Genomic DNA, 26,080 nt, shown 5'->3' with positions numbered 1-26,080 from the left:
CCTTCGGAATTGTTAAAAGAAAAAGAAAAAGCAGTCGCGCCGGTTAAGGCGCATTTCATCGGCACTCGGAAAGCACATCTCAGAAGCACGTTTTCGCCCGCGGCAAAGATGCCGAAGAGGCGAAACGCACTTGAAAAAGCGCTTCACGGCGTGCCGTCCAGCAGCCGCCGCACCAACGGTTCGACGACCTGAAAATCCTGTTCGGCCTTCAGCCGGTACAACCCCGGCTTGGGATGCGCGCCGTCTGACATCAACGTCTTCCAGTCCGGCAAACTGCTGATGTAGGCGAACTGATCGACGAGCGGCACCTGCTGCTCGGCGGCCACGCGGCGCGTCATCGCGACCATCGTGGCGAGCCGCGCGTTGAGCCGGTTGTCCGGCATCGGGTTCGCGGTCTGCAGAACAGGCTGTTTGCCGAGCGCGCGAGCGGTCTTTACGAGCGCCGTCTCGGCCGTGTAGAACTGCTCGGGCGTCTGGTTCTGCATGACTTCGTTGATGCCGTAGTTGATCAGCACGATCTGCGCGGGCGAAGCGGCGAGCCGCTCCTGCCACGGCAGGCCGGCCGTCGGCCCGGCACGGCGATTGCCCGTGCCGTCGCGCAGTTGCATCGCCATCGTGTTGCCCACACCGTAGTTCGTGACGCGCACCTGGCCGCCGTGATGCGCCTGCAATTCGTCCTGTAGATACGTCACCGCGTTTTGCGCTTGCGGGCCGCAATGGCCGTCGCTGCAGGTAATGCCGAGCGTGGTCGAATCGCCGTAGGCCTCGATCAGCACTTGCGTTCGCGGGCCCGGCGTCGCGGCGAGCGCGGTCGACCCGAGCATCGCCGCGCTCGCCCATACGCTTGCAACGAGCCATGCGCGGCGCTTCATGCGCGGCTTTGCGGCGCCGTGTTGACGCCGCCGCCCGCTGCGGGCTGCGTTTGCGGTTGGGGATGCGTCTGCGCTTTTAGCGGCGCATGCGCGTTGCCCGCCGAGCCGAAAATCAGGCGCTTCTCGAATGCGAACCAGGTGAAGGTGGCGTAGACGAGCGTGATCGCTAGCGCGAGCGCGGCGGTCACATAGCGGTTCAGATGCAGCGGCCACAGCGCGTACAGCACGCTCAGGTGAATCAGATAGATCGTGTAGCTGATGGTGCCGATATAGACGAGCACGGGATTGCACAGCAGCCGTTTGACGATGCCCTTGCTCTGCAGGGCGATGACCACGACGGAAGTACAAAGCACCAACGAAACGCTATAGAGCCCTGCATTCGAGAGCGGCGTGTTAGCCGCGCGAAAACGCGGAAAGTGCAGGTGCAGCCACGCCAGCACCGCGAGCGCCGCGATCATTCCCAGCACTGCGAGCCCCTTGAACGGCTCGAGCGCATTGCGGTCACGCCGTACGGCGACCGCCAGCAACGCGCCGGCCGCGAGCAGATCCATGCGGAACGGCGTGAGGTAATAGATCGGCCAGAACGAATCGAACCAGGGCGTGGCCACCGCGCGCAGCACGGGCACGAGCAGGATCAACGCGGCCGCCACGTAGCCGAGCACGCGCTCGGGCACGAGCAGGATCACGAATGGCCAGAAAATATAGAACTGCTCTTCGACAGCGAGCGACCACAGCACATTCAGGCTGTCGTGACCGCTCTGGTTGAGCGCGTCGCCGATATTGGTCGCGAAGAATGCGTACCACTGCCAGTGCTGCGCCCAGCCGAAGCCGAACAGAATCGATGACACCACCATCAGCAGCACGTAGGGCGGCAGGATGCGGCGCGCCCGGCGCGCGTAGAAATAGCCGAAATACGACTGCCCACGCGCCTTGCGCTCGAGCAGGATGCCGGTAATCAGAAACCCGCTCAGAACAAAGAACAGATCGACACCCATCCACAGCGGCGCCTTCAACGCGTGCTGCGCGAACACGGCGAGCACGGCGATGGCGCGCAAGCCGTCGAGCTGCACGATGCGGCGGGAGTGGGAGGGCGCTAAGGGCAGTGCGCTGGCAGTCATGAACCGTCCATGGTGTGAAGCAGATGGGCCGGGCGAAGGATCGCGCGAGAGTTGCGGAGAACAGGCGCGCTCGCTTCGCGTCGCAACGGAAGTGCAATTGATTCTAGGGAAAAGAAAATCGTGAAAAAACGGGAATGAATTGGATAAATGAATCATATTGCAACAGGGTGTTTCGTTGTCCATTCGCAATGGATTTTTATGCTTGTATCGAATGGATGAGCAGCGGTGTAATAAATGCGGATCGCCGCGCGGAAGATCGGTAAGGATGGCGCAAAGGCGCGTACGGCGATACGCGCCGTAGTCGATCTGTTTTTAATCGATTTTTAAATTGAATTCTTTCACAACGCTTAAAGCGCCGAATATTTTTGAATTATTTTCGATTTTCGTCGCGGTGTTTTTTCCGCGTAATGTGAGCCGTGCGGATTGGGCGGCCAAGGACGGCGCGTGGGCTTCGCGCCTCGCCTCGCTGCCGGAGCACCGGACTCGCGGCAACTGTTCTTGTCATCGCCTGCCTGAGTCCTGTCCGCGCACGAATCTGTCTCATGTCCTTGCATGGCTTCTGGCGACTTGCATCACGAGATCGACCGCGATTCGTACCGTCATTTCACTGGGTTGTGCACCCGCGATCTGCGCGCGAGCCAAGTTGCGGCGCGCGCGGCGCAGCGTTGATTGGAGGAAATACCTTGCCCCGTTTCACGTTCAAAAGCTGGCTCGCCGTGTTCGCATGCGCCGCCGGACTGACTGCGCAATCGGTCAGTTTCGCGGTTCATGCGGAAACCGCGTTGAACGCGAAGACGTCATGGATTGGCAACACATTTGGTTTCGGCGATGGCACCTGGGCGCAGATCAACATCACCGCCATCGCGGTGACGCCGGACGGCAAGGTCTATACGAACGCGCCCTGGGACGAAAGCGGCGCTGAGGCGAGCGTCTATCAGAACGGCAAGATGCTCGGCTTCGCAGGGGGCACGCATGGCTGGGGCAACAGCGGCGGCAGTGCGGTTGCGGTGAATCGCAAATATGCGTTCGTCGCGATCGCGGTCGGCAACGAGAAGGGCCGGCTGGTCGAGCAGGGCGTGTGGCCGGAGAAGGGCAAGCAATGGTTCGGCATTTCGCGCCGGCAGATCGCCGATCCGAAACGCGCCGCCCCGTTCCAGCCCGCAGCGAAAAGCGCCGACCCGCATGCGCAACTGGCGGCGGGTTTCCTGATGATGAACGAAGTGCCGACCGACACGAGCGCCGAAATCGGCGGCCTCGCGGCGAACGAAACCACGCTGTACGCGGCCAACACGGCGCGCGATCGTATCGAGGTGTACGACGCGGAATCGATGCAGCAGAAAACCACCTGGAGCGTGCACGAGCCGGGTCGACTCGCGCTGGCGCCGGACGGTACGCTGTGGCTGTTAAGCGGTACGCGCAACGACGCTGCGCCGCACGTCGAGCACTACACGGCGGCGGGCAAACGCATCGACGAAAATTTCACGCTGCCTGCCGGCACGATTGCGGTGGATATCGCGATCGATGCGCAAGGCCGCATCCTGATCGCGGACAACGGTCCGCGTCAACAGGTGCTGTATTTCAGCAGGAATAACGGCCGCTATGCGGAGTCGGGCTCGCTCGGCGAGCACGGCGGCATTTTTAGCGGCGTTGCCGGCAAGCCGGGCTCGCAGCGTTTCAACGGACTGACCGGCGTGGGCGTGGATGCGCGCGGCAACGTGTATGTGTCGACCAACGGCATTGGTCCGCGCTATGCCCCGATCGGCGCGGGACTCGGCGCCACGCTCGAAAGCTATGCGCCGGACGGAAAGCAGAACTGGCAGGTGCAGGGGCTGCTGTTCGTCGACGGCGCATGGATCGATCCGTCGCGTCCGGACAGCGTCTATACCGGCAACAAACGCTTCGAACTCGATCTGTCGAAGCCTGCGGGACAGGACTGGAAATACGCGGGTTTTCTGTCGAACCGGTTCAAGTATCCGGACGACCCGGTGTTTCACACCGATCAGTACCCGGGCCTGCCGATCGCCCGCAAATTGAAGGGCCGCACGTTTCTGTATCTCACGGACATGTATGCCGACCATCTGAAGATCTATCGCTTCGATCCGCAGCATGACGGCGAGACGGCGATTCCCTCGGGCTTCATCGCGGGACGTGAGCGCGCCGTGGCCAAGGTGCCGAATGCGCCGCCCGGCGGCGACTGGATCTGGCGCGATGCGAATGGCGACGGCAAGTTCAACACCGACGAATTCACGCTCAATACGTCCGGTACGAAGCTCGCGGGCGGCTGGGGCTGGTGGGTCGATACCGCTGGCGACATCTGGCGCACGCGCGATACCAAGGGCATTTATCGCTTCCGTTTCGGCGGGCTGGATGCGAAGGGCAATCCGGTCTACGCGTACTCGAACATGACGCAGTACCCGGTGCCGCAACCGTTCACTGAACTGCACCGCGCGATCTACGACCCGGACACCGACGCCATGTATGTGACGGGCTACACGGCCGACACGCCGATCGATCGCGGCTTCTGGAAAGAAGTGGGCCGCGTGCTGGTGCGCTACGACAAATGGTCGAGCGGCAATCCGGTGCAGCGCTATGCAATCACGCTGCCGTGGCAGACGCAGAGCAAACCCATCGCCACCATCATCGGCCTGACGGTCGAGGGGCAATACATCTTCGGCGTCGAGCCGGTCGGCGCGGTGCACGTGTGGGACAAGGACAGCGGCAAGGAGCTCGGCGTGATCCGGCCGGGCCCGGAAGTGGGCCGCGCGTCGGGCTGGGTCGATGTGCCGAACGGCATCAGCGCTTCCAGGCGCGCCAATGGCGAATACCTCGTGTTCGTCGAGGAAGACGCGCGCGGCAAAGTGATGATGTACCGCTGGAAACCTTGATGAGCGAGGCGTGAACGCTTCATTCGCATAGCGAGGCAACACCCAGGAAAGACCCAGGCAGCACGCAGGCAAACGTAGTCAACCCCAAGGCATCCGATGGACAAAGGCATTCTCAAGAACGTAGCGATCAATTTCTTCGGATTGGTGCTGCCGACTTTCGTCTCGCTCGTGACCGTGCCGTCGTATATCAAGCTGCTCGGCGTCGAGCGCTACGGCGTGATCAGTCTCGTGTGGACGCTGATCGGCTACTTCGGGATTCTCGATCTCGGCATGAGCATGGCCGCGCAGAATCACATCTCGAAGGCACGCGCATCCGGCGACAAGGAAGAGAGCGCACGCGTGTTCTGGAGCGCGACATGGCTCAATCTCGCGACCGGCGTGATAGGTGGATTGATCATCTACTTCGGCGCGTTTCTCTACACCGCGTATTTCACCAAGGTATCGCCCGAGTTGCAGCACGAGGTGTATATGGCGCTGCCGTGGCTCGCGGTGGCGATTCCGATTGCCAACGTGTCGTGGGTGTTCGCGGGTGCGATCAACGGCGCGGAACGCTTCGGCGTCTACAACACCAATCAGACCATCGGCACGTTCCTGTTCCAGTTGCTGCCGCTCGGCGCCGCACTGTGGATGGGCGCGACCTTGCAGAACGTGCTCGCCGCCGCGGTGTTCGCGCGGATCCTGGCCGCGCTTCTGCTGGGCCGTTCCGCGCTGAAAGTGCTGGAGATTCGCCGCGTTCTGCCGCCGCAATTCGGCGTGGCGAAAGGGCTGTTCAATTTCGGCGGCTGGATGCTGATTGCGAGCGTCACCACCATGATCGCCGACTCACTCGACCGGGTCATGCTCGGCACGAGCCTCGGCGCGCGTTTCGTTACGTATTACACGGTGCCGCAAAACCTCGTCACGCGCCTGAACATCGTGCCGACGGCGCTGGTGCGCACGCTGTTTCCGCGGCTTTCCGCAGTCGGACGTGCCGACGCCGACACCATCACCCGGCAGTCGCTGGAGTTTCTCAACGGTGTGTTCACGCCCGTCGCGCTGGTCGCGATGCTGGTGCTCGAACCTTTCCTGCATCTGTGGGTGGGCAATGAAATCGCCACCGTGGCGGCGCCCGTGGGCCGCATCATGATCGTTGCCGTGTGGCTCGTCGGGCAGGCCAATGTGACGCGGATTCTGATCCAGTCACAGGTCAATCCGGCCACCGCCGCGCGCGTCGGTCTGTTCGAATTGCCCCTGTTTGCAGGCGCGTTGTGGTTCGGCATCACCCATTTCGGTCTGACGGGCGCGGCAGTGGCCGTGGCCGGCCGGGCGCTGTTCGACTACGCGGTGCTGCTGCGCCTGTCGGCGATTCACGCGCGGCAGATCGCGCTCGACATGCTCGCCCACCTTGCTTTCCTGCTGGCGAGCCTGTGGCTTGCCAGCTTCCTGCCGGGTCTCGCGGCGGCGATTGTCGCCGGCGTATTGATGGTCGGCGCGAATGTCGCCTGGTCGATCACGATGACCCCTGCCTTGCGCGATCTTGCGCGTTCACTGCTGTTGCGACTGAATCCGAGGAAAAGCGCATGAACCACGAAGTCCTTGAAGAAGCCGTGCTGCAACCCGCGACGCGCAGCGCACTGGCCGAACTCACCACCGTTCCCGGTGTTCAGGCGCCGCCGCGCCGCGCCGCATTCCGTGGCGATAAAACGGTGCGCGTTGCGATCGTGCATGACTGGCTCGTCACGTATGCGGGGGCCGAGAAGGTGCTCGAACAGATCGTTGCGTGCTTTCCGGACGCGGACCTGTTCAGCCTCGTCGATTTTCTCGACGACCGCAGCTTTCTGCGCGGCAAAACCGTCACCACGTCGTTCATCCAGAAGCTGCCGCTCGCGCGCACCAAGTACCGCTCGTATCTGCCGCTGATGCCGCTCGCGATCGAGCAACTCGACGTGTCCGCCTACGACGTGGTGATTTCGAGCAGCCACGCGGTCGCCAAGGGCATTCTGACCGGACCCGATCAGGTGCATATCAGCTACGTGCATTCGCCGATCCGCTACGCGTGGGATTTGCAGCATCAGTACCTCAAGCAGTCGAGGCTCACCGCCGGCCTGAAGTCGGCCATGGCGCGGCTGATTCTGCATTACATCCGCAACTGGGATATCCGCACTTCGAATTCGGTGGATGGCTTCGTGGCCAATTCCGACTTCATCGCGCGGCGTATCAAGAAGGTCTATCAGCGTGACGCGCGAGTGATTTTTCCGCCGGTCGATGTCGAAGCATTCACGCTGTGCGCGGACAAGGACGACTTTTATCTGACCGCTTCGCGGATGGTGCCGTACAAGAAGATCGATCTGATCGTCGAAGCGTTCGCGCGCATGCCGCAGCGCAAGCTCGTCGTGATCGGCGACGGTCCCGACATGCAGAAGATCCGCGCGAAAGCGGGGCCCAACGTCGAGATCATGGGCTACCAGCCGTTCAAGGTCCTCAAGGACCGGATGAGCCGCGCGAAGGCTTTCGTGTTCGCCGCGGAAGAAGACTTCGGCATTTCGGTGGTCGAGGCGCAAGCTTGCGGCACGCCGGTGATCGCTTACGGCAAGGGCGGTGCGCTCGAAACCGTGCGCGATCTGTCCGAGTCACGGCCCACCGGCATGTTTTTCGACGAACAGAATGCCGAGTCGATCATCGCCGCGGTCGAACGTTTCGACGACCACGTGAAGCGTTTTTCGCCACTGGATTGCCGCGCGAACGCCGAGCAGTTTTCGGCCGCGCATTTCCGCGAGCGTTTCTTCGCGCATGTGCGCGCGTCGGTGCCCGCGCTGCGCACGGCAACACTGCCGCCCTACGTGCCGTATAAGGCTGAGACCGCAGCCAACGGGCCGCGCATTCTGGCCGTCGATCAAAGCGGCGTGCTCGGCGGCGCTGAGTTGTCGTTGCTGGAGATCGTCAAGGCATTGCGCTCGCGCATCGAAGTCGTGCTGTTCGACGACGGCCCGTTCCGCACCGCGCTGGCCAAAGCCGGCGTAGCGGTCGAGGTGCTCGATGCGGGCGCGCTGCGCCATGTGCGCAAGCAGGGCGGTTCATTGCCGAAGGGGCAAGCGCTCAAGGGCCTGATGTCGCTCGTACGCGCCACGGCCAAACGCGCGCGCAAGTCCGACGTGATCTACGCGAACACCCAGCGCGCCATGGTGATCGGCGCGCTCGCCGGCAAACTGGCGCGGCGCCCGGTGGTCTGGCATCTGCGCGATATCGTGAGCCCCGAGCATTTCGGCGGCAAGCAACTGGCGATCATCAAATGGTGCGCGCGTCTTGGCCTCACCCATGTGATCGCCAATTCGGCCGCCTCGGCGCGCGCGTTCGCCGAGCTCACGCAGTTCGACGAAAAACGCATCGACGTGGTGTTCAACGGCATTTCCGCCGCGCCGTTCGACGCGTTGCGCACGGTGCCGCAAGCGGCGCTGCGCCAGCGCCTCGGCTTGCCGCAGGACGCGTTTCTGGTCGGCTCGTTCAGCCGTCTCGCGCGCTGGAAAGGACAGCACGTGCTGCTCGAAGCGATGGTCCTCAATCCGCAGATGCATGCGGTGCTGGTGGGTGCGCCGTTGTTCGGCGAGGATCAGTACGAGATTGAATTGCACGCGTTCGTCGCCGCGCACAACCTCGGCGAGCGCGTGCATTTTCTCGGCTTCCAGCACGACATCGCGGCTTGCATGTGCGCGGTCGACGCGGTGGTCCACACGTCGATCACGCCGGAGCCGTTCGGCCGCGTGATCGTCGAAGGGATGCTGGCGCAGCGGCCGGTGGTGGCCGCGCGCGCGGGCGGCGTGCTGGAGATCATCGACGACTACGAGAACGGCGTGCTGTGCACGCCGGGGGATGCGCACGGCCTCGCCGACACGCTCGCCGAATTGCGCTCGAACGACGAACTGCGTAACAGGCTGGTTCGGAACGGATATCAGACGGCGCTGGGCCGGTTCGGCACCGCAACCTATGTGGAAGGCGTCGAGCAGATCCTGAAGCGCGTGGCGGCCTCCAGAACGGCTTAAGCAAGTTCAACGCGGGGTAGGCAGGGGCTCGGCCAGTCCCTGCCGTTTGCGCAGCGGAGCGAAAGTCCAAGGACGTTCGCTCCGTTTTTTTTATCGCGCGGGCTGGTTGCTCTCGTTCAGCCCTGTTTTAGCGCCGCTTTCGGCTTGAAACTGGCCGACCACTTCATGGCCGGCAGCTCGACCAGCCGGTAGAACACGTATGCGGCGGGCACAGCCACCAGCATGTAGGCGAACGACGGCCAGATCGACATTTGCAGCGACGAGCGGAACAGCAGCGACGACAGCAGTACGAAGATCGGCAGATGGATCAGATACAGCGAGAAGCTGAAATCGCCGAACCGCGATAGCAGGCGCATGCCGGCTCCGGGGCTGCGGTCCGCGTTGCCGCGGTCGAGCGCCTTGTACAGGTAGAACGCGAAGCCGATCGCCCACAACTGGAATGCACCGTACTGACCGAAATGGAACGCCGCGCAACCGAGCGCGACGAAACCGGCGGCGAGCGCGTAGAGCCACACCGGCGAGCGGGCGTGCGGCGCGCTGCGCGCGCGGGTGTCGGCGATCCACGCGCCGAGCGTCCATGAAAACCAATAGGACGTGAAGAACTGAATGTCGTGACGCTCCAGCATGTAGGCGGACACCACGTTGATCACCGCGACGATCGCCAGCACGCAGGTCATGCCGATGCGCCGGCGCAGCGCGAACAGCAGCGGATAGATCGCGTAGAACTGCACTTCGAGCGATAGCGTCCAGAGCGCGCCGTTCGAGCCGAATGTGTGACCGGCCACGCCCTGCAGCGAGAACAGGTTGACGAGGAAGGCCTGCAGGCCGATCTCGCGGATCTTGTGATTGACGGGCGGCAATTGCAGGCTGAACCAGTCGAGCGCGAAGGTCAGCACGAGCGCCGCGAGCAGCACGGGATAAATGCGCGCAAAGCGGCGCACCCAGAAATTGCCCGTATCGAGCCGGTAGTCGGGATTGCCGGCGAGCCGCAGCGCGCCGCCGCGGTGAATGCAATAGCCGCTGATCACGAAGAAAATCGGCACCCCCGCCGAGCCCCACGCAATCGGGAAGGTCAGATACGCGGCGATCGCATTCAGGCTGAAGGCGTGGCCCACGCTCTGGTGAAACGCCTGCATGCCCACCCATTCGACCTGGCGGCAATGAAAATAGGCCACCAGCAAGGCGGCGAAGCCCCGCATGGCGTCGATGACATGCTCCTTGCCGGCGCTGTTCGCGCGTGCTTCGCTGTGCGCGCGCGACGCGGCGGTCGTGCGGGGCGGGGAGAGGGGCAGGGATGAGCCGGCGGCATCCAGTGCAGAGTCGCTCATGCGCGGTCCTTATTCTGACGGAGGAAAAAGCGGGTTCGCGCGGACGACGTACGCGTCCACGGTGCATGACATGCTAGTGCACGGCGCAGGCAAAAAATCGATAAAAAAATTGCGTGCTGAATTGAATTAGACGGCAATTTTGTGACGAATTGTAATTGCATATATCCGGATGTAGCGGCGAATTATTTACCGCTTTTGTCGTGCTAATTTGAGTGACGGATTCTCTTGACCCGAGGTGAAGTCATGAACCTGCATTTACTCGCCGGCATTGCCGTGCTGCTGATCCTTGTCGCCGCCTCCGCCTATCGGGAGGCGCTGCGCAACGAGCCGATCCGCCGTTTTCGCATGAATCCGGGCAAGCTGCCCCAGCTCGACGACAACGAATAACGCTGCTCGCGAGGCGTCTGGCGGGCGCGAACGGCCCGTATGCCGGCGCGCCTCACGCATCCGTAGGCCAGTTGTCAGGATATGTAGAAATTTCTGAATCTGCGAAAAATAAATCCATTTTCGATATGTAATTGTTGCTTATCGCCATGTTGCATATCGAAATTGAATGGTTTTATTTATTCTGATTGAGGAAATTTCACGTGGGCACTGACGTCATTTTTTGCTAGCCTTTCCGGCGAAATCGATTGGCCGCCTGGCCCGCGAACACACTAATTTCTAACCGATGTGGGAATGCCTACCATGCTGAAAGTCACCAAAGCCGTGTTTCCCGTAGCGGGCCTCGGGACACGATTCCTGCCGGCTACCAAGGCAAGTCCTAAGGAAATGCTGCCGATCGTCGACAAGCCGCTGATTCAATACGCGGTCGAAGAAGCGATTGCCGCCGGCATCACCGAGATGATCTTCGTGACGGGCCGCAGCAAGCGCGCCATCGAAGATCATTTCGACAAGTCCTACGAGATCGAGGCTGAACTCGAGGCGCGTAACAAGCAGAAACTGCTCGACCTGGTGCGCAGCATCAAGCCGGCCAATGTCGACTGTTTCTATGTGCGTCAGGCCGAAGCGCTCGGTCTTGGCCACGCGGTGCTGTGCGCCGAAAAACTGGTGGGCGACAGCCCGTTCGCGGTGATTCTGGCGGACGACCTGCTGCACAGCTCGAAGCCGGTGATGAGCCAGCTGGTCGATACCTTCAATCACTACCACAGCTCGGTGATCGGTGTCGAAACCATCGCGCGTGAAGACAGCCGCTCGTACGGCGTGGTGGATGGCCGCGAGTGGGAAGACAACGTGATCAAGCTGTCGGGCATCGTCGAGAAGCCGGCGCCGGACAACGCGCCGTCGAATCTCGGCGTGGTGGGCCGTTATGTGCTGATGCCCACCATCTTCAAGCATATTCGCGCGTTGAAGCCGGGTGCGGGCGGTGAGCTGCAATTGACCGATGCAGTGCAATCGCTGCTGACCGAAGAGCAGGTGCTGGCTTATCGCTATTTCGGCACGCGTTTTGATTGCGGCAGCAAGCTTGGGTATCTGAAAGCGACGGTGGAATTCGCGCTGCGTCATCCGGAAGTGAAGGCGGAATTCGAGGCTTATTTGCAGGCGTATATGCAGACCAATATGCAGGAAGGCGTGCCGGCGCAATATACGGCGGAAGCGGCTTGATCCACTTTGAAGGCCGCCGTGGCTAGCGCAGGCGGCTGATGCGCGCCGCGCTCGTTCGAGAGCGCCATGCGCTCGCGAAACTCCCGCGAAACTCATCACGCAGAAGCAACGCGCAGCAGTACCGCGCACATTAAAACGGGCGCCGCTAACCACGCGGCGCCCGTCTTTCTTTCAGCCGGCCCACGCTTCACGCGCGGCCCGGCAAGCCAGTCCTCAGGCTTCTTTCTTCACTTCCAGCCGGAACTTGTGCAGCAACGGTTCCGTGTAGCCGCTCGGCTGCTGGCGCCCTTCGAACACCAGCGCTTGCGCGGCCTTGAAAGCGATCGTGTCGAAGCCCGGCGCCATCGGCTTGTAGTGCGGGTCGCCCGCGTTCTGCTCGTCGACCACCTTCGCCATGCGCTTGAACGTCTCCTCAACCAGTTCGCGTTTCACCACGCCGTGATACAGCCAGTTGGCGATATGCTGGCTGGAAATGCGCAGCGTGGCACGGTCTTCCATCAGGCCGACGTTGTGAATGTCCGGCACCTTCGAGCAGCCCACGCCCTGATCGATCCAGCGCACCACGTAGCCGAGAATGCCCTGTGCGTTGTTGTCGATCTCGCTGCGGATCTCGTCGTCGCTCCACTTTGCTTCGGCCACGACCGGAATCGTCAGCAAGCCGTCGAGCAGTTCGTCGCGCACCTTCGCGTAATCCGTGCGTTCCAGTTCCTGCTGCACCGCCTGCACGTCGATCTGGTGGTAATGCAACGCGTGCAGTGTCGCGGCGGTCGGCGAGGGCACCCATGCGGTGTTCGCGCCGGCCTTCGGATGCGCGATTTTCTGTTCGAGCATGGCGTGCATCAGATCAGGCATCGCCCACATGCCCTTGCCGATCTGCGAGCGGCCGCGCAGGCCCGCGCTCAAACCGACCAGCACGTTGCTGCGTTCGTAAGCGGCGATCCAGGCGCTCGACTTCATGTCGCCCTTGCGCAGCATCGGACCGGCTTCCATGGCCGTGTGCATCTCGTCGCCGGTACGGTCGAGGAAACCCGTGTTGATGAACGCGACACGCTCCGACGCTTCGGCGATACAGGCGAGCAGGTTCACGCTGGTGCGGCGCTCCTCGTCCATGATGCCCATCTTGATCGTGTTGCGCGGCAGCTTCAGCAGGTCTTCCACGCGCGCGAACAACTCGCTCGCGAAGGCGACTTCGGCCGGGCCGTGCATCTTCGGCTTGACGATATAGATCGAGCCGGTGCGCGAATTCAGCTTGTGCTTGCGGTCGTGCAACGCGCACAGCGTGGTGATCACGGCGTCGAGAATGCCTTCCGGAATCTCGTGGCCGTCTTTCGTCAGCACTGCCGGATTGGTCATCAAATGACCGACGTTGCGGATGAACAGCAGCGAGCGGCCATGCAGCACGACCGGCGCCGTGCCATTCGCGGCGGTGTAGACGCGGTCGGCGTTCAGCCGGCGCGTGAAGGTCTTGCCGTTTTTCGTGACCTCTTCGGCGAGATCGCCGTTCATCAGGCCGAGCCAGTTGCGGTAGAGCTGGACCTTGTCGTCCGCATCCACGGCCGCGACCGAGTCTTCACAGTCGATGATCGTGCTCACCGCCGCTTCGACCACCACGTCTTTCACATGCGCCGAATCGGTCTTGCCGATCGAGTCGTTCGCATCGATCTGGATTTCGAAGTGCAGGCCGTTGTGCTTGAGCAGCACCGCGGACGGCGCGCTTTCTTCACCCTGATAGCCGATGAATTGCGCCGGCGTCTTCAGCTCACTCTTGCCGTTCTTCAGCGTGACGATCAGCTTGCCGCCTTCCACGCCATAGTGGGTCGCGTCGGCATGCGAGCCGTTCGCGAGCGGTGCGGCCTGATCGAGAAACTTGCGCGCATAGGCGATCACCGCAGCGCCGCGCACCGGGTTGAAGCCCTTCTGCTTGTCGGCGCCGTTGCTCTCGGGGATTGCGTCGGTGCCGTACAGCGCGTCGTACAGGCTGCCCCAGCGCGCGTTCGCCGCGTTCAGCGCATAGCGCTGGTTCGAGAGCGGCACCACCAGTTGCGGGCCGGCCTGTTCGGCGATTTCGGTGTCCACGTGGTCGGTCGTGGCTTTGACGCTGGCAGGCACGGGCACGATATAGCCAATGCCCTCCAGAAACGCGCGGTACGCACGCAGATCGCGCACCGGACCCGGATTGGCGCGATGCCAGTTGTCCAGCTCGGTTTGCAAGCGGTCGCGCTCGGCGAGCAACGCACGGTTTTTGGGCGCCAGCTCATGCACGAGGGCGTCGAAGCCCGACCAGAATTCAGCGCTGTCGATTCCGGTGCCGGGCAGGGCTTCGGTTTCGACGAACTGGTCGAGATTGGCGGCGACTTGCAGTCCGCCGCGCGGGTTCATCTGAGTCATCGACTGCTCCATCTATCTGAATGGGGCCGATGAGGGGGCATCGGCCCGCGTTGTGCAACGGTTTAGCTTCTTTTGGTGATCGCCGCCGCTTCGAGCGGCAGGCGAATTCAAGCGGCGATAGCCTGAATCCCGGCCTTGGCGATCTGCGCGTCCTGATCCGACTTGACGCCGGACACGCCGACCGCGCCGACCACCTGGCCGTCGACGATCACCGGCACGCCGCCTTCCAGCGTGCCTTGCAGCGGCGCGCTCAGGAATGCGGTGCGGCCGTTGTTGATCATGTCTTCATATACCTTGGTTTCACGCCGTCCGATCGCCGAAGTGCGGGCCTTTTCGGTCGCGATATACGAGCTGGCCGGCGCGCTGCCGTCGAGGCGCAGCATTCCGAGCGGATGGCCGCCGTCGTCGACCACCACGATGGCGACGGCCCACTTGTTCTGCTCGGCTTCCGCGCGGGCGGCTTCGAGAATGCGGGTCGTTTCGGCAAGGGTCAGCACAGGTTTGCTCAGCATAATGAATTTCCTGGTTCGTTTATGGTAAGGATGCTTCTACAAGTTCTATCCAGTGGCGCACCGGAGTGCGCCCGGCGCCGTCCAGATGCATCTGGCAGCCTATATTGGCCGTGACGATCATCTCCGGCTTGCCGCTTTCCAGCGCGTCGAGCCGGTTTTTGCCTAACCTTTGCGTAACCTTTGCGCAAGCTCGGGCTGGGTAATCGAATACGTGCCTGTCGAGCCGCAACACAGATAGGCGTCGGGCACGGCGGTGAGATCGAAGCCGAGTTGTTGCAGGATCGACTCGACCGCGCCGCCCGGCTTCTGCGCATGCTGCAACGTGCAGGGGCAGTGAAACGCGTTTCTTTGCTGAGTCTGCCCTGGCAAGCTTGCTTGCAGCTGACCGAGCGGCCGCGTTGGTGTTCGGTGACAGCGCGGGTTGCACGCAGCCCTCCAGCATCAGCATTGTGCGCGGATGCGGCGGCGCCGGCCTTGGGTTTGTCCCAGCATTTGGCCGAACGCTTTGCCTCGCGATTTTACGTCCAAGCGCGGCCGGAAGAAACGGCCGCATCGCGCGGCCGGTCTTCAGCAGCGCGCCGAATACCGCCGAATGCGGGATCCGCGCGGCGCAAACCCTCGCGCAGCAAGCGTTCCGACAAGGGCCGCTCGATGCGCCGCTCCAGCTCGGCACGGCCGATATCGAGCAGCGCGTGATAGGTGACGCCGGACGGGCAGGTGGTTTCACAATTGCGGCAGCTCAGGCACCGGTCGAGGTGCAATTGGGTTTTCTGCGTGACCGGCTCTTCCTCCAGCATCTGCTTGATCAGATAGATGCGCCCGCGCGGGCCGTCGAGTTCGTTGCCGAGCAGTTGATAGATTGAACAGGAAGAGCAGCGGCTCGTGCGGGCGACATTACGGCTGGAAGGATGGGAGTAGAGGGCTTTACAATCGCGACTTAAACACAACAATTCGCACGCTCCCCACGTGCCCCCCACTCCATGGCGACCATCAGCGAGCTTTTTGTCTATCCGATCAAATCCTGCGCGGGCATTGCGTTGCATGAGGCGCGTCTGTTCGCCACCGGCCTCGAATACGACCGCTGCTGGATGGTCACCGACCCGGCCGGCGCCATGCTCACGCAGCGCGCGTATCCGCGCATGGCGCTGATCCAGGCCGAAATCGGCGCCGAAGATCTCGTGATTCGCGCGCCGGGCATGAGCGAATTGCGCACGCCGCTGGACAGCGCGCGGCTCGAAGCGCCGAGCGCAGTGCAAACGCAGGTCTGGCGCGATGCCGCTTATGGACTCGACACCGGCGCGGCAAGCGCGGCATGGTTCTCGACGTTTCTTGGTATGCCCGCACGGCTGCTGCGCTTCGATCCCAAGCGGGAGCGCATTGTCGATCCGGACTATACGGATAGCGTGGGCGGCGCAACCACGCACTTTGCCGATGGTTTTCCGCTGCTGGTGATTGGTCAGGCGTCGCTCGACGATCTGAACACGCGGCTGAGCGGCAAGGGCGCACCGGCGATTCCGATCAACCGGTTCCGCCCCAATGTCGTGCTGACGGGGCTCGACGCGTACGAAGAGGATTACGTGGAGACGCTGAGCATCGACGGGGAGGCGGGTGAGAACGTGCAATTGCAACTGGTGAAGCCGTGCTCGCGCTGTCCGATGCCCACCATCGACCAGGCCAAAGGCGCGCCCGATCCGGACTGGCCGAACGAGCCGACCGACACGATGAGTGTCTATCGCGCGAATCCGCAGCGAAACGGGGCGATTACGTTCGGCAACAATGCACTTGTCGCACGCGGGGCTGGGCAGTGGCTGCGCGTGGGGCAGTCGGTGGAGGCGGAACTGGGTTTCGGCGACTGACGGCGGTGGGTGGCCAGTACGTCGGCCAGGTCGGCAACATCGGCAACATCGGCAACATCGGCAACATCGGCAACATCGGCAAACGCGGGAAGAGGCCGGTCAAAATGTCCAGCGCAACGCTGCCGGCGCAACGAGGCGCAAGCCGCCGGTCTCGGTCTTAATGGCGGATCCGCCCGTTCAGCGCGGCAAGAATGACCGGCATGGGCACCGGTTTGACGAAGTGATGATTGAAGCCCGAGCGCAGCGACTCGCTCTTTTCCTCGTCGCGCTCAAGCCCGGTAACCGCCACCAGCATGGGCGCGGGCACGTCGCCCACGTAGCGGATTCGCCGCGCGACCGCGCGCCCGTCAAGGCGCGGCATTTCGACGTCCAGCAACGCGGCCTCCGGATGCCAGGCGCAGTATTGCGCCAGCGCGTCGAGGCCGTTGCGCGCGGTCCTGATGTCGAAACCATGTGCGCTGAAAAAGAGTACGTAAGCGGCCAGCAGATTCGCGTCGTCGTCTGCGATCAGAAGGCGTGTGGCTCGTTGATGGCCCATCCGATTTTCCCCAGTGTGTGTTCTGTGTGTCCGTCTATTCCTTTCCGTCCATTCTTGTTAGTGAGCAATTTGAAGTCCTGAGAGAATTCATCTTCAGGAGAGTCTGTTTTCAGGCCGCATAGAGACAGTTTTCACAGAACCGCGTTTTATAGCGAAGGTCGCCCGGCGCGAATCTACAACCTGCGCAGCCATATTGCCGTACTGAGCATTCTTTCCGACCGCAGTTATTTCGGTAATCTCTGCGCCTGAGCGCTTTTACGCCGCCTGTGCAACGAACTCTCGCCCGATCAGCTTGTCGATCTGCATGGCCACTGTTTCATCGCGCCGTGCCTGGTCCGCAGCCCGCGCGCACTCGACGCTCTCGCCGATCGCGCTGCCCACCAGAATCACCGCCGGACTACCGAAACTCGCGCTTGTCGCATCGACGGCGAGGCGATCGAGACGGCTCACGAGGCGCCGCTCGTTGCTGCCCCCCGCCCACTGAACGACGGCTGCCGGGGTGTCGGCCGGCAGGCTCGCGAGCAACGCGGTCGCAATACTCTCGATGCGCCGCATCCCCATATAGATGGCTAACGTGGTGCGGGTCGCCGCCAATGCGGCCCAGTCCGGCTCGCCGTGATCCTCCGTATGCGCGGTAACAAAAGTAACGCCGTGGCAGTGGCGGCGATGCGTGAGCGAAATGCCCAGTCCCGCGGCGGCCGCGAATCCCGACGAAATGCCGTTGACGATCTCGACCGAAATGTCGGCGTCGCGCAGTGCCGCAAGTTCTTCACCGGCCCGGCCGAATAGCAGCGCTTCGCCGCCCTTGACCCGCACCACATGCAAGCCCTTGAGCGCGTAGCGCCGCATCAGGCGTTCGATAAACGCTTGCGGCGTGGAGCGGCAGCCGCCGCGCTTGCCGACGCGAATCACCCGCGCCTGCGGCGCCAGCGTCACGATCTCCGGATTCGCGAGGTCGTCCAGCAACACGACGTCGGCCGCCGCCAACGCTTTTGCGGCTTTCAGCGTGAGCAGATCGAGGTCGCCCGGGCCTGCGCTCAATAAGGTGACCTTTCCGGTGTTCGTGTTCATCGCGGTGTCCTTCGCTTGTGGGTCGGCTAACGGCAGTTGAATTGCCGGAGCCAAATAAAAAACGGCATCCGCTCGTGATGGTCACGAGGGGACGCCGTTGTCCGTTTGCTGCCTGGTGTATCGGTATTCGACTTCGAGTGGGACGAATCACAGCGTTGTGCCCGTCCGGTATTCGTTCGTACTGCAGGTCATGGTGGCTGCGTTGCCACGTCGACCTGTTCACTCTTACGCAAAGATCACGCCATACGTCGCGACGGTGCGTTCAATGCCTTGCCGTGTCTCGCCTTCCCCCCAAAAAAACCGACGGTGACGCACCGCATGCGTGCCCCGATTGCGCACGTAGACAGTGCTGCGTCGCACCATGCGTGTGCTTCGCTGCATCGAAACGTGTCGCGCGCCGGGTTCGCCGCACGCGCGTGCCATTTGCCTCGAAGCCCCGAGCCACGGCGTCTTTCAGGCGGTTCGGTGCAATTGGCACAGGCCTTGCATTAAGGCTTGCCATCGGATCAACGTGGATCCGTTGCGAGTGCAACACAAAGTACTCGCCGCAGCACAGGTCAGGACAACGGCGTCCCCCGAACTCAGTCATCGACTGGGTTCGCGGGACGCCGTTTTTATTTCCGGAATCGCTTTCGCCACCTGCCGCCCGACGGCGCTCGCAACCAGCACATTGAGGAAACCGCGGTCATGAAAATCATCGTTATCGGTCACGGGATGGTCGGCCACAAACTGGTCGAGTGCCTTGCACAAGACGCCGCGCATGGCCTCGACATCACGGTGCTGAGCGAAGAATCGCGGCCGGCCTACGACCGCGTGCACCTGTCCGAGTTCTTCTCGGGCAAGTCGGCGGACGACCTGTCGCTGGTCGAGCCGGGTTTCTTCGAGCGGCAAAACGTGTTGCTCAAGTTAAACGCAAAGGCCGTGGCGATCGATCGTGACGCGCGCACCGTGAAGGTATCGACGGGCGAAACGCTGCCTTATGACAAGCTCGTGTTCGCCACCGGTTCCTATCCGTTCGTGCCGCCCGTGCAGGGCCGTGAACGCGCGGATTGCTTCGTGTACCGAACTATCGACGATTTGGAAGCGATGCGCGAATGCGGTGCACGCTCGAAGACGGGCACGGTGGTCGGCGGCGGACTGCTCGGTCTCGAATGTGCAAAGGCGCTGCGCGACATGGGCCTGCAAACGCACGTGGTCGAGTTCGCGCCGCGTCTGATGGCCGTGCAGGTGGACGACGGCGGCGGCCGCGTGCTGCGCACCAAGATCGAGGAACTGGGCGTGACGGTGCACACGCAAAAGAACACCACGGCGATCGTGGACGGCGAAGCGGGCACGCACCGCATGCAATTCGCGGACGGCAGCCACCTCGACACCGACATGATCGTGTTCTCGGCGGGCATTCGTCCGCGTGACGATCTGGCGCGCGAGAGCGGTCTGACACTCGGCCCGCGCGGCGGTATCGTGATCGATGACGCCTGCCGCACGAGCGATCCGCACATCTATGCGATCGGCGAATGCGCGCTATGGAACGGCCAGTTGTTCGGCCTCGTGGCGCCGGGTTATGAAATGGCCCGCGCGGTGGCGAAGCAATTGCACGGTGGCACGGCCGAATTCGTCGGCGCCGACATGAGCACCAAGCTCAAGCTGATGGGCGTGGACGTGGCGAGCATCGGCGACGCGCACGGCAATACGCCGGGCAGCCGCGCCTACCAGTTCAGCGACGAACGCAAGCAGGTCTACAAGAAGCTGGTGGTGTCGGAGTGCGGCAAATACCTGCTGGGCGGCGTGATGGTGGGCGACGCCGGCGAATACGGCACGCTGCTGCAGATGATGTTGAACCGCATCGAGCTGCCGGCGTCGCCCGAATTCCTGATCCTGCCGCAGGCGGACGGCAACGCGAAGCCCGCGCTCGGCGTGGAGGCGTTGCCCGCGGGCGCGCAGATCTGCTCGTGCAACAACGTCTCGAAGGGCGAGCTATGCGCCGCGGTCTGCGCGGGCGCGACGGACATCGGCGCACTCAAATGCGCCACCAGCGCCGGCACGTCGTGCGGTGGCTGCGTGCCGCTCGTCACGCAGGTGATGAAAGCCGAGATGAAGAAGCAGGGTCTCGCGGTCAACAATCACGTCTGTGAACACTTTCCGTATTCGCGCCAGGAGCTGTATCACATCGTGCGGGTGGAAGGCGTGCGCAGCTTCGGCGAACTGCTCGCGAAGCACGGTCATGGTCTCGGCTGCGATATCTGCAAGCCGGTGGTGGCGAGCGTTCTCGCGTCGTGCTGGAACGAGTTCGTGCTGAAGAAGGAGCATGCGTCGTTGCAGGACACCAACGACTACTACCTCGCCAACATTCAACGCGACGGCACGTATTCGGTCGTGCCGCGCATGGCCGGCGGCGAAGTGACCCCCGACGGTTTGATCGCGGTCGGGCAGGTGGCGAAGAAATACGGCCTCTATACGAAGATCACCGGCGGTCAGCGCGTCGATCTGTTCGGCGCGCGCGTCGAACAATTGCCGCTCATCTGGGAAGAGCTGATCGCCGCCGGTTTCGAATCGGGCCACGCCTACGGCAAGTCGCTGCGCACCGTGAAGTCGTGCGTCGGCTCGACGTGGTGCCGTTATGGCGTAGGCGATTCGGTGGGCCTCGCGGTCGAGATCGAGAACCGCTACAAGGGCCTGCGCACGCCGCACAAGATCAAGTTCGGCGTGTCGGGCTGCACGCGCGAGTGCGCGGAAGCACAGGGCAAGGATGTCGGCATCATCGCGACCGAGAAGGGCTGGAATCTCTACGTGTGCGGCAACGGCGGCATGAAACCGCGCCATGCCGAGCTGCTCGCTTCGGACCTCGATAAAGAAACGCTGGTGCGCTACATCGACCGCTTCCTGATGTTTTACGTGCGCACCGCCGACCGTCTGCAACGCACCAGCGTGTGGCGCGACAACCTCGAAGGCGGCCTTGAGTATCTGATCGACGTGGTTGTCAACGATCGCCTTGGCGTGGCGGACGAACTCGAGTCGGAGATGCAGCACGTGGTCGACACCTACGAGTGCGAATGGAAGAAGGCTGTCACCGATCCCGAAACGCGCAAGCGCTTCCGTCATTTCGTCAACAGCGGCGAATCCGACAGCAACGTCGCTTTCGTCGAGGAACGCGGCCAGATCCGGCCGGCCACGCCCGCCGAGCGCCACGCGAAGCTCGCCGCGATTCCCGTCGTCGTCGAAACCGTCTGATTGATTTGCACCATTTACCGAGGACTTCCGTCATGAACAACGATCGCCTGCCACGCGCCTGGACACCGGTTTGCCCGCTCGACGACATCGTGCCCAACACGGGCGTTTGCGCGCTCGTCAACGGCGAGCAGGTCGCGGTTTTTCACGTTGACAACGGTGACGCCGACGCCACCGTGTTCGCGATCGACAACTTCGACCCCGGCTCGCAGGCGGCGGTGCTGTCGCGCGGGCTGATCGGCAGCCTCGGCGAGCGCATCGTGGTCGCTTCGCCGATCTACAAGCATCACTTCGACCTGCGGACCGGCGAGTGCCTGGAAACACCAGCGTATTCCGTCGGCGCGTTCGCCGCGCGAGTCGAAAACGGCCAGGTGTGGGTCGCCGTTTGAGCCACGGATTGTCTGAAACCTTTTCGAGTGATCTTGCCCGCCATGTCCTCCCCTAACGTGAAAACCGTGTGCCCTTACTGTGGCGTTGGCTGCGGCATGGTGCTGCATGTCGAGGACGGCCAGGTCGTGAAGATCTCCGGCGACAAGGAGCATCCGGCCAACTTCGGCCGGCTGTGCACGAAGGGGCAATCGGCGCACGTTGCGTTGCGCAAGTCCGGGCGTCTTGAAGATGCGTTCGTGCGCCATGCGCGTGGCCAGGACCCGGCGCCGCTGCCCATGGCGCAGGCGATCAGCACCACAGCGGCGCGTTTGCGCGGCATGCTCGACGAACATGGACCGGATGCGCTGTCGTTTTACGTGTCCGGTCAGATGTCGATCGAGGCTCAGTATCTCGTCAACAAGCTCGCCAAAGGCTTCGTCGGCACCAACAACATCGAATCGAATTCGCGCCTGTGCATGGCGAGCGCGGGCAGCGGCTACAAACTGTCGCTCGGTGCGGACGGCCCGCCGGGATCGTACGAAGACATCGATCATGCCGACCTGTTCTTCGTGATCGGCGCGAATATGGCCGACTGTCACCCAATTCTGTTCCTGCGCATGATGGATCGCGTGAAGGCCGGCGCCAAACTGATCGTCGTCGATCCGCGCCGCAACACGACGGCGGAGAAGGCCGATCTCTTCATGCAGATCAAGCCGGGCACCGATCTGGCGTTGCTCAACGGCTTGCTGCATCTGCTGCACGAAAACGGCCATACGGATGCCGCTTTCATCGCCGACGCTACCGAGGGCTGGGACGCGATGCCTGAGTTTCTCGCCGACTACACGCCGGAGAAGGTCGCGCAGATCACCGGCCTCGCGCTCGACGATCTGCGTGCGGCCGCGCAGATGATCGGCACCGCGAGCGAGTGGATCAGCTGCTGGACCATGGGCCTGAATCAGAGTACGCACGGCACGTGGCACACCAACGCGATTTGCAATCTGCATCTGGCAACGGGCAAGATTTGCCGCCGCGGCAGCGGACCGTTTTCGTTGACTGGCCAGCCCAATGCGATGGGCGGCCGCGAAATGGGCTACATGGGACCGGGATTGCCGGGCCAGCGTTCGGTGCTAGTCGAAGAAGACCGCGCGTTTATCGAAGACCTGTGGCGCATTCCGAAGGGCACGCTCAAACCGGAAGTGGGCAACGGCACGATCGACATGTTCACACGCATGGCGGCGGGCGAGATCAAGGCGTGCTGGATCATCTGCACGAACCCGGTGGCGAGCGTGGCGAATCGTCAGAACGCAATCGACGGCTTGCGCGCGGCGCAACTCGTGATCGCGCAAGACGCTTTCCTCGACACGGAGACCAACCGATACGCCGACGTGCTATTGCCCGGCGCGCTGTGGGCCGAAGCCGAAGGCGTGATGATCAACTCCGAGCGCAATGTCACGCTGATGCAAAAAGGGATCGAGCCGCCGGGCGCTGCGCTGCCGGACTGGCAGATCATCGCGCGCATTGCCTGCGAAATGGGTTACGCGGAGGCTTTCACTTACGCGAGCGCCGAGGAAGTTTTCGCGGAAATCACCCGCGCGTCGAATCCCAAAACCGGCTATGACCTGCGCGGTGCGAGCCATCGTCGTTTGAAAGAAACGCCGTTGCAATGGCCGCTTGCATCGGACGATTGCGCCGAGCGCAATCCGGTTCGCTACCTCAACAACGGAGTGAGCCAGACACTCAAGGAACTGCCGGACGGCAGCCGTCCGCGGCTCGTCTTTCCGACCGCGAGCGGCAAGGCAATGTTTTTCGCGCGCGCTTACGCGGCGCCGGCCGAATTGCCGGATCGTGAGTTTCCGATCGTGCTGAATACCGGCCGCTTGCAGCATCAATGGCACACGATGACCAAGACTGGCAAGGTCGCGATGCTCAACAAGCTGAACCCCGGTCCATTCGTCGAGATTCATCCGGAAGATGCCGCCACGCTCGGCATCAAGGCAAAAGACCCGGTGGAGATTCGCTCGCGCCGCGGCCGCGCGGTGTTGCCGGCTGTCGTGACCGAGCGCGTGAGCGCGGGCAACTGCTTTGCGCCGATGCACTGGAACGATGTATTCGGCGACGACCTGTGCATCAACGCCGTAACGAGCGATGCGATCGACCCGGTCTCGCAGCAGCCCGAACTCAAGTTTTGTGCGGTCGCGTTGAGTCCCGTTGTGGCCGACAGCACGGAGCCGCTTCTGAATGACGACGATACGGTGCTCGCCGACGCATCCGTTGCCGTAGCCGTGAGCGCGGCGCAGGAGAACACCGTATCGGCAAGCGCCGAGGATCTGGATATGCCCCGTATCAATGCACTCACCGGCCTGTTGCAGTTGCCGCCGACGCTCGCACCTTCGTTCAACGATCAGCAGCGGGTTTATCTGGCCGGTTTCGTTGGCGGCCTGCGTTCGCAGGAGGCGCAGGGCATCGACAGCGTGCCGGTTCTGCCCGGCAACGCTCCGTTCGATACCACTAGCCGCCTGTATGTGGACGGCTTGCTAGCCGGTCTCTATAGCCGCAGTGCGACGATTGCCGCCGCTCCGCTTGCGGCCTCGCATGCGCAGGCATCGCAAGCATCGCAAGCATCGCAAGTATCGGGCGTGCGCATTGTGCGCGCGCGTCCCAAGGTCACCTTGCTGTGGGCCTCGCAAACCGGCAACACCGAGTCGCTGACCGAAAGTTATGCGACTCGTTTGATGGAGTCGGGCTTCGAAATCCGCACATCGTGCATGGCGGACTATCCGGCCTCAATGCTTGCCAAGGCGCAATACGTGCTGTTGATGACAAGCACTTTCGGCGACGGCGATCCGCCCGACAACGCGCAAAGTTTCTGGACGCAATTGAACAGCGAGGGCGCACCTCGGCTCGACGGCGTGCGCTTCGCGGTGCTCGCGCTCGGTGACCGCAACTACGACCAGTTTTGCGGACATGGCCGCCGGCTCGACCAGCGGCTCGCCGAGCAAGGCGCACTGCGGCTGATGGACCGCGTCGATTGCGACAGCGAGTATCAGGAGAGCGCGGATGCGTGGCTCGATCGCATCATCGTGCGCATCAAGGAAGAGGATGCTGCGCTGTACGCGGTACCGCCCGGCGGCATGGTCAACGCGGTGGTGCCGGGCACGGTGCCGAGCAAGACGCGGCCCGCCGCATCGCGGCTCGTGAGCAATCTGCGCCTGAACAAGCAGGGCGCGGCGAAAGACACGCGTTACTTCTCGCTGCACACGGGCGACTCGGGACTCGAATACGAAGCAGGAGATGCGCTTGGCGTGTGGCCAAGCAACTGTCCCGAACTGGTCGACGAATTGATCGGGCTGAGCGGTTTGAGCGCGGATGCCGCCGTGAATGTGGCGGGCGCGGGCGAAATGCGTCTCGCCGATGCACTCGCCAGGCACTACGAGATCGCGCGACCGAATCCGGATTTGCTCGCGTTTGTCGCCGCACGCAGCAATAACGGCGCGCTGCGCGATCTGCTGGCGCCCGAACGCAAGGCCGACCTCAAGCAGTGGTTGTGGGGCCAGCAGATCGCCGACGTGCTGCACGAATTTCCGGTGCGCCTCACGGCAACCGAATTGACCGGCATGCTCAAGCGTCTGCAGCCGCGTCTTTACTCGATCGCTTCGAGCCCGAAAGCCCATGCCGGCGAAGTTCATCTGACGGTTGCCGCCGTGCGCTACAGCAACGGACGCCGTCATCGCAAAGGCGTGTCGTCTACTTTTCTCGCGGATCGCGCGGGCGATGTCAACGTTCCCGTGTTCGTGCAGAAGTCCGCACACTTTCGTCCTCCTCATGGTTCGGAAACTCCGATGATCATGGTCGGGCCCGGTACCGGCGTTGCACCGTTTCGCGGCTTCTTGCACGAGCGGCGTGCACGTGGCGACACGGGACGCAACTGGCTGTTCTTTGGCGAGCAGCATGCCGCTTCCGATTTCTACTACCGCGACGAACTTGAATCGATGCGCGACAGCGGCGTGCTGACCCGTCTCGACGTTGCGTTCTCACGCGATCAGGCGGACAAGGTCTACGTGCAGGACCGCATGCGCGAGCAGGGTGCGCAATTGTGGGCATGGCTCGAAGACGGTGCGCATTTCTACGTGTGCGGCGACGCGAACCGGATGGCGAAAGACGTCGATGCGGCGCTCAAGGAAGTGGTCGCCCGGCACGGCGGCATGAGCGATGAGAAAGCGCTCGACTACGTGAGCCGCCTCGCGCAGGAAAAACGCTACGCACGCGACGTTTATTGATAGCCGCACGCTTTCCAGAG

Annotated in this window: 16 protein-coding genes and 1 pseudogene; 9 read left to right on the top strand and 8 right to left on the bottom strand. The window is 62.8% G+C overall.

The features are described 5' to 3' along the window. Positions 1 to 143: 143 nt before the first annotated feature. Positions 144 to 872 carry an SGNH/GDSL hydrolase family protein gene (locus tag P0D68_RS07865; protein WP_408292750.1) on the bottom strand — a complete coding sequence of 243 codons (729 nt, stop codon included), beginning with the start codon at positions 870 to 872 and terminating at the stop codon, positions 144 to 146. After that, positions 869 to 1,990, bottom strand: coding sequence for an acyltransferase family protein (locus P0D68_RS07860; protein ID WP_408292747.1), 1,122 nt, complete (start codon positions 1,988 to 1,990; stop codon positions 869 to 871). The genes P0D68_RS07865 and P0D68_RS07860 overlap by 4 nt, the downstream gene beginning before the upstream one ends. A gap of 683 nt (positions 1,991 to 2,673) precedes the next feature. Here P0D68_RS07860 and P0D68_RS07855 point away from each other — a divergent pair. The 3 genes from P0D68_RS07855 (at position 2,674) to P0D68_RS07845 (ending at position 8,891) form a co-directional block, all read left to right on the top strand. Beyond that, a complete protein-coding gene (locus tag P0D68_RS07855) occupies positions 2,674 to 4,875 on the top strand; it encodes an NHL repeat-containing protein (protein WP_408292744.1) in 2,202 nt (733 codons plus the stop codon). 96 nt (positions 4,876 to 4,971) lie between these two features. Further along, complete coding sequence (locus tag P0D68_RS07850) at positions 4,972 to 6,438, top strand: flippase (protein ID WP_091794267.1); 1,467 nt, start codon at positions 4,972 to 4,974, stop codon at positions 6,436 to 6,438. Next, positions 6,435 to 8,891, top strand: a complete 2,457-nt coding sequence (locus P0D68_RS07845; protein ID WP_408292741.1) for a glycosyltransferase family 4 protein — start codon at positions 6,435 to 6,437, stop codon at positions 8,889 to 8,891. Before P0D68_RS07850 ends, P0D68_RS07845 begins: the two co-directional genes overlap by 4 nt. Before the next feature lie 116 nt (positions 8,892 to 9,007). On the opposite strand, the gene P0D68_RS07840 is transcribed toward P0D68_RS07845, so the two are convergent. Further along, positions 9,008 to 10,219: an acyltransferase family protein gene (locus P0D68_RS07840; protein ID WP_408292739.1), complete on the bottom strand. Its 1,212-nt coding sequence runs from the start codon at positions 10,217 to 10,219 to the stop codon at positions 9,008 to 9,010. A 243-nt stretch (positions 10,220 to 10,462) separates the two neighbouring features. On the opposite strand from P0D68_RS07840, the gene P0D68_RS07835 reads away from it, so the two are divergent. Together P0D68_RS07835 and galU are read left to right on the top strand one after the other, a co-directional pair. Further along, positions 10,463 to 10,606: a hypothetical protein gene (locus P0D68_RS07835; protein ID WP_007181947.1), complete on the top strand. Its 144-nt coding sequence runs from the start codon at positions 10,463 to 10,465 to the stop codon at positions 10,604 to 10,606. 300 nt (positions 10,607 to 10,906) lie between these two features. Then, on the top strand, positions 10,907 to 11,824 hold the full coding sequence (galU, locus tag P0D68_RS07830) for a UTP--glucose-1-phosphate uridylyltransferase GalU (RefSeq protein ID WP_408468313.1): 918 nt from the start codon (positions 10,907 to 10,909) through the stop codon (positions 11,822 to 11,824). A 213-nt stretch (positions 11,825 to 12,037) separates the two neighbouring features. Here galU and P0D68_RS07825 read toward each other — a convergent pair whose 3' ends face one another. The 3 genes and pseudogenes from P0D68_RS07825 to P0D68_RS07815 all read right to left on the bottom strand — a co-directional run. Then, on the bottom strand, positions 12,038 to 14,212 hold the full coding sequence (locus P0D68_RS07825) for a malate synthase G (protein ID WP_408468242.1): 2,175 nt from the start codon (positions 14,210 to 14,212) through the stop codon (positions 12,038 to 12,040). A gap of 107 nt (positions 14,213 to 14,319) precedes the next feature. Beyond that, entirely contained in the window at positions 14,320 to 14,724 is a 405-nt protein-coding gene (locus tag P0D68_RS07820) for a heme-binding protein (protein ID WP_091794256.1), read from the bottom strand. Positions 14,725 to 14,743: 19 nt separating this feature from the next. After that, positions 14,744 to 15,596, bottom strand: a pseudogene (locus P0D68_RS07815) (heterodisulfide reductase-related iron-sulfur binding cluster); the annotation flags it as partial. 108 nt (positions 15,597 to 15,704) lie between these two features. Here P0D68_RS07815 and P0D68_RS07810 point away from each other — a divergent pair. Continuing rightward, the gene (locus tag P0D68_RS07810) at positions 15,705 to 16,580 is read left to right on the top strand and encodes an MOSC domain-containing protein (RefSeq protein WP_408468239.1); all 876 of its coding nucleotides are present in this window, start codon (positions 15,705 to 15,707) and stop codon (positions 16,578 to 16,580) included. Between the two features lie 157 nt (positions 16,581 to 16,737). Here the strand turns inward: P0D68_RS07810 and P0D68_RS07805 are convergent, their stop codons facing one another. Beyond that, positions 16,738 to 17,118 (bottom strand): response regulator, encoded by a 381-nt coding sequence (locus P0D68_RS07805; RefSeq protein ID WP_408303497.1) that lies wholly within the window; start codon positions 17,116 to 17,118, stop codon positions 16,738 to 16,740. A gap of 255 nt (positions 17,119 to 17,373) precedes the next feature. Then, complete coding sequence (gene cobA, locus P0D68_RS07800; RefSeq protein ID WP_408303496.1) at positions 17,374 to 18,189, bottom strand: uroporphyrinogen-III C-methyltransferase; 816 nt, start codon at positions 18,187 to 18,189, stop codon at positions 17,374 to 17,376. Between the two features lie 687 nt (positions 18,190 to 18,876). Between cobA and nirB the strand changes: the two genes are divergently transcribed. Genes nirB through P0D68_RS07785 form a run of 3 tightly spaced genes read left to right on the top strand, consistent with a single transcriptional unit; the run spans position 18,877 to position 26,060 of the window. After that, the gene (nirB, locus tag P0D68_RS07795; protein WP_408303495.1) at positions 18,877 to 21,417 is read left to right on the top strand and encodes a nitrite reductase large subunit NirB; all 2,541 of its coding nucleotides are present in this window, start codon (positions 18,877 to 18,879) and stop codon (positions 21,415 to 21,417) included. Positions 21,418 to 21,449: 32 nt separating this feature from the next. Continuing rightward, positions 21,450 to 21,803, top strand: a complete 354-nt coding sequence (gene nirD / locus P0D68_RS07790) for a nitrite reductase small subunit NirD (protein WP_091794244.1) — start codon at positions 21,450 to 21,452, stop codon at positions 21,801 to 21,803. Positions 21,804 to 21,845: 42 nt separating this feature from the next. Next, positions 21,846 to 26,060: a bifunctional nitrate reductase/sulfite reductase flavoprotein subunit alpha gene (locus P0D68_RS07785; RefSeq protein WP_408303494.1), complete on the top strand. Its 4,215-nt coding sequence runs from the start codon at positions 21,846 to 21,848 to the stop codon at positions 26,058 to 26,060. Positions 26,061 to 26,080 lie beyond the last annotated feature (20 nt).

This window comes from Paraburkholderia sp. RL17-380-BIE-A (genome assembly GCF_046028085.1).
GTDB lineage: Bacteria > Pseudomonadota > Gammaproteobacteria > Burkholderiales > Burkholderiaceae > Paraburkholderia.
This window is presented reverse-complemented; position numbering and strand designations above follow the sequence as displayed.

Bases quoted from the DNA above. Each gene is read 5' to 3' on its own strand.
- P0D68_RS07865 (WP_408292750.1), bottom strand. From the start codon at position 872: ATGAAGCGCCGCGCATGGCTCGTTGCAAGCGTATGGGCGAGCGCGGCG.
- galU (WP_408468313.1), top strand. From the start codon at position 10,907: ATGCTGAAAGTCACCAAAGCCGTGTTTCCCGTAGCGGGCCTCGGGACA.
- nirD (WP_091794244.1), top strand. From the start codon at position 21,450: ATGAACAACGATCGCCTGCCACGCGCCTGGACACCGGTTTGCCCGCTC.
- P0D68_RS07845 (WP_408292741.1), top strand. From the start codon at position 6,435: ATGAACCACGAAGTCCTTGAAGAAGCCGTGCTGCAACCCGCGACGCGC.
- cobA (WP_408303496.1), bottom strand. From the start codon at position 18,189: ATGAACACGAACACCGGAAAGGTCACCTTATTGAGCGCAGGCCCGGGC.
- nirB (WP_408303495.1), top strand. From the start codon at position 18,877: ATGAAAATCATCGTTATCGGTCACGGGATGGTCGGCCACAAACTGGTC.
- P0D68_RS07840 (WP_408292739.1), bottom strand. From the start codon at position 10,219: ATGAGCGACTCTGCACTGGATGCCGCCGGCTCATCCCTGCCCCTCTCC.
- P0D68_RS07825 (WP_408468242.1), bottom strand. From the start codon at position 14,212: ATGACTCAGATGAACCCGCGCGGCGGACTGCAAGTCGCCGCCAATCTC.
- P0D68_RS07820 (WP_091794256.1), bottom strand. From the start codon at position 14,724: ATGCTGAGCAAACCTGTGCTGACCCTTGCCGAAACGACCCGCATTCTC.
- P0D68_RS07850 (WP_091794267.1), top strand. From the start codon at position 4,972: ATGGACAAAGGCATTCTCAAGAACGTAGCGATCAATTTCTTCGGATTG.
- P0D68_RS07810 (WP_408468239.1), top strand. From the start codon at position 15,705: ATGGCGACCATCAGCGAGCTTTTTGTCTATCCGATCAAATCCTGCGCG.
- P0D68_RS07805 (WP_408303497.1), bottom strand. From the start codon at position 17,118: ATGGGCCATCAACGAGCCACACGCCTTCTGATCGCAGACGACGACGCG.
- P0D68_RS07835 (WP_007181947.1), top strand. From the start codon at position 10,463: ATGAACCTGCATTTACTCGCCGGCATTGCCGTGCTGCTGATCCTTGTC.
- P0D68_RS07785 (WP_408303494.1), top strand. From the start codon at position 21,846: ATGTCCTCCCCTAACGTGAAAACCGTGTGCCCTTACTGTGGCGTTGGC.
- P0D68_RS07860 (WP_408292747.1), bottom strand. From the start codon at position 1,990: ATGACTGCCAGCGCACTGCCCTTAGCGCCCTCCCACTCCCGCCGCATC.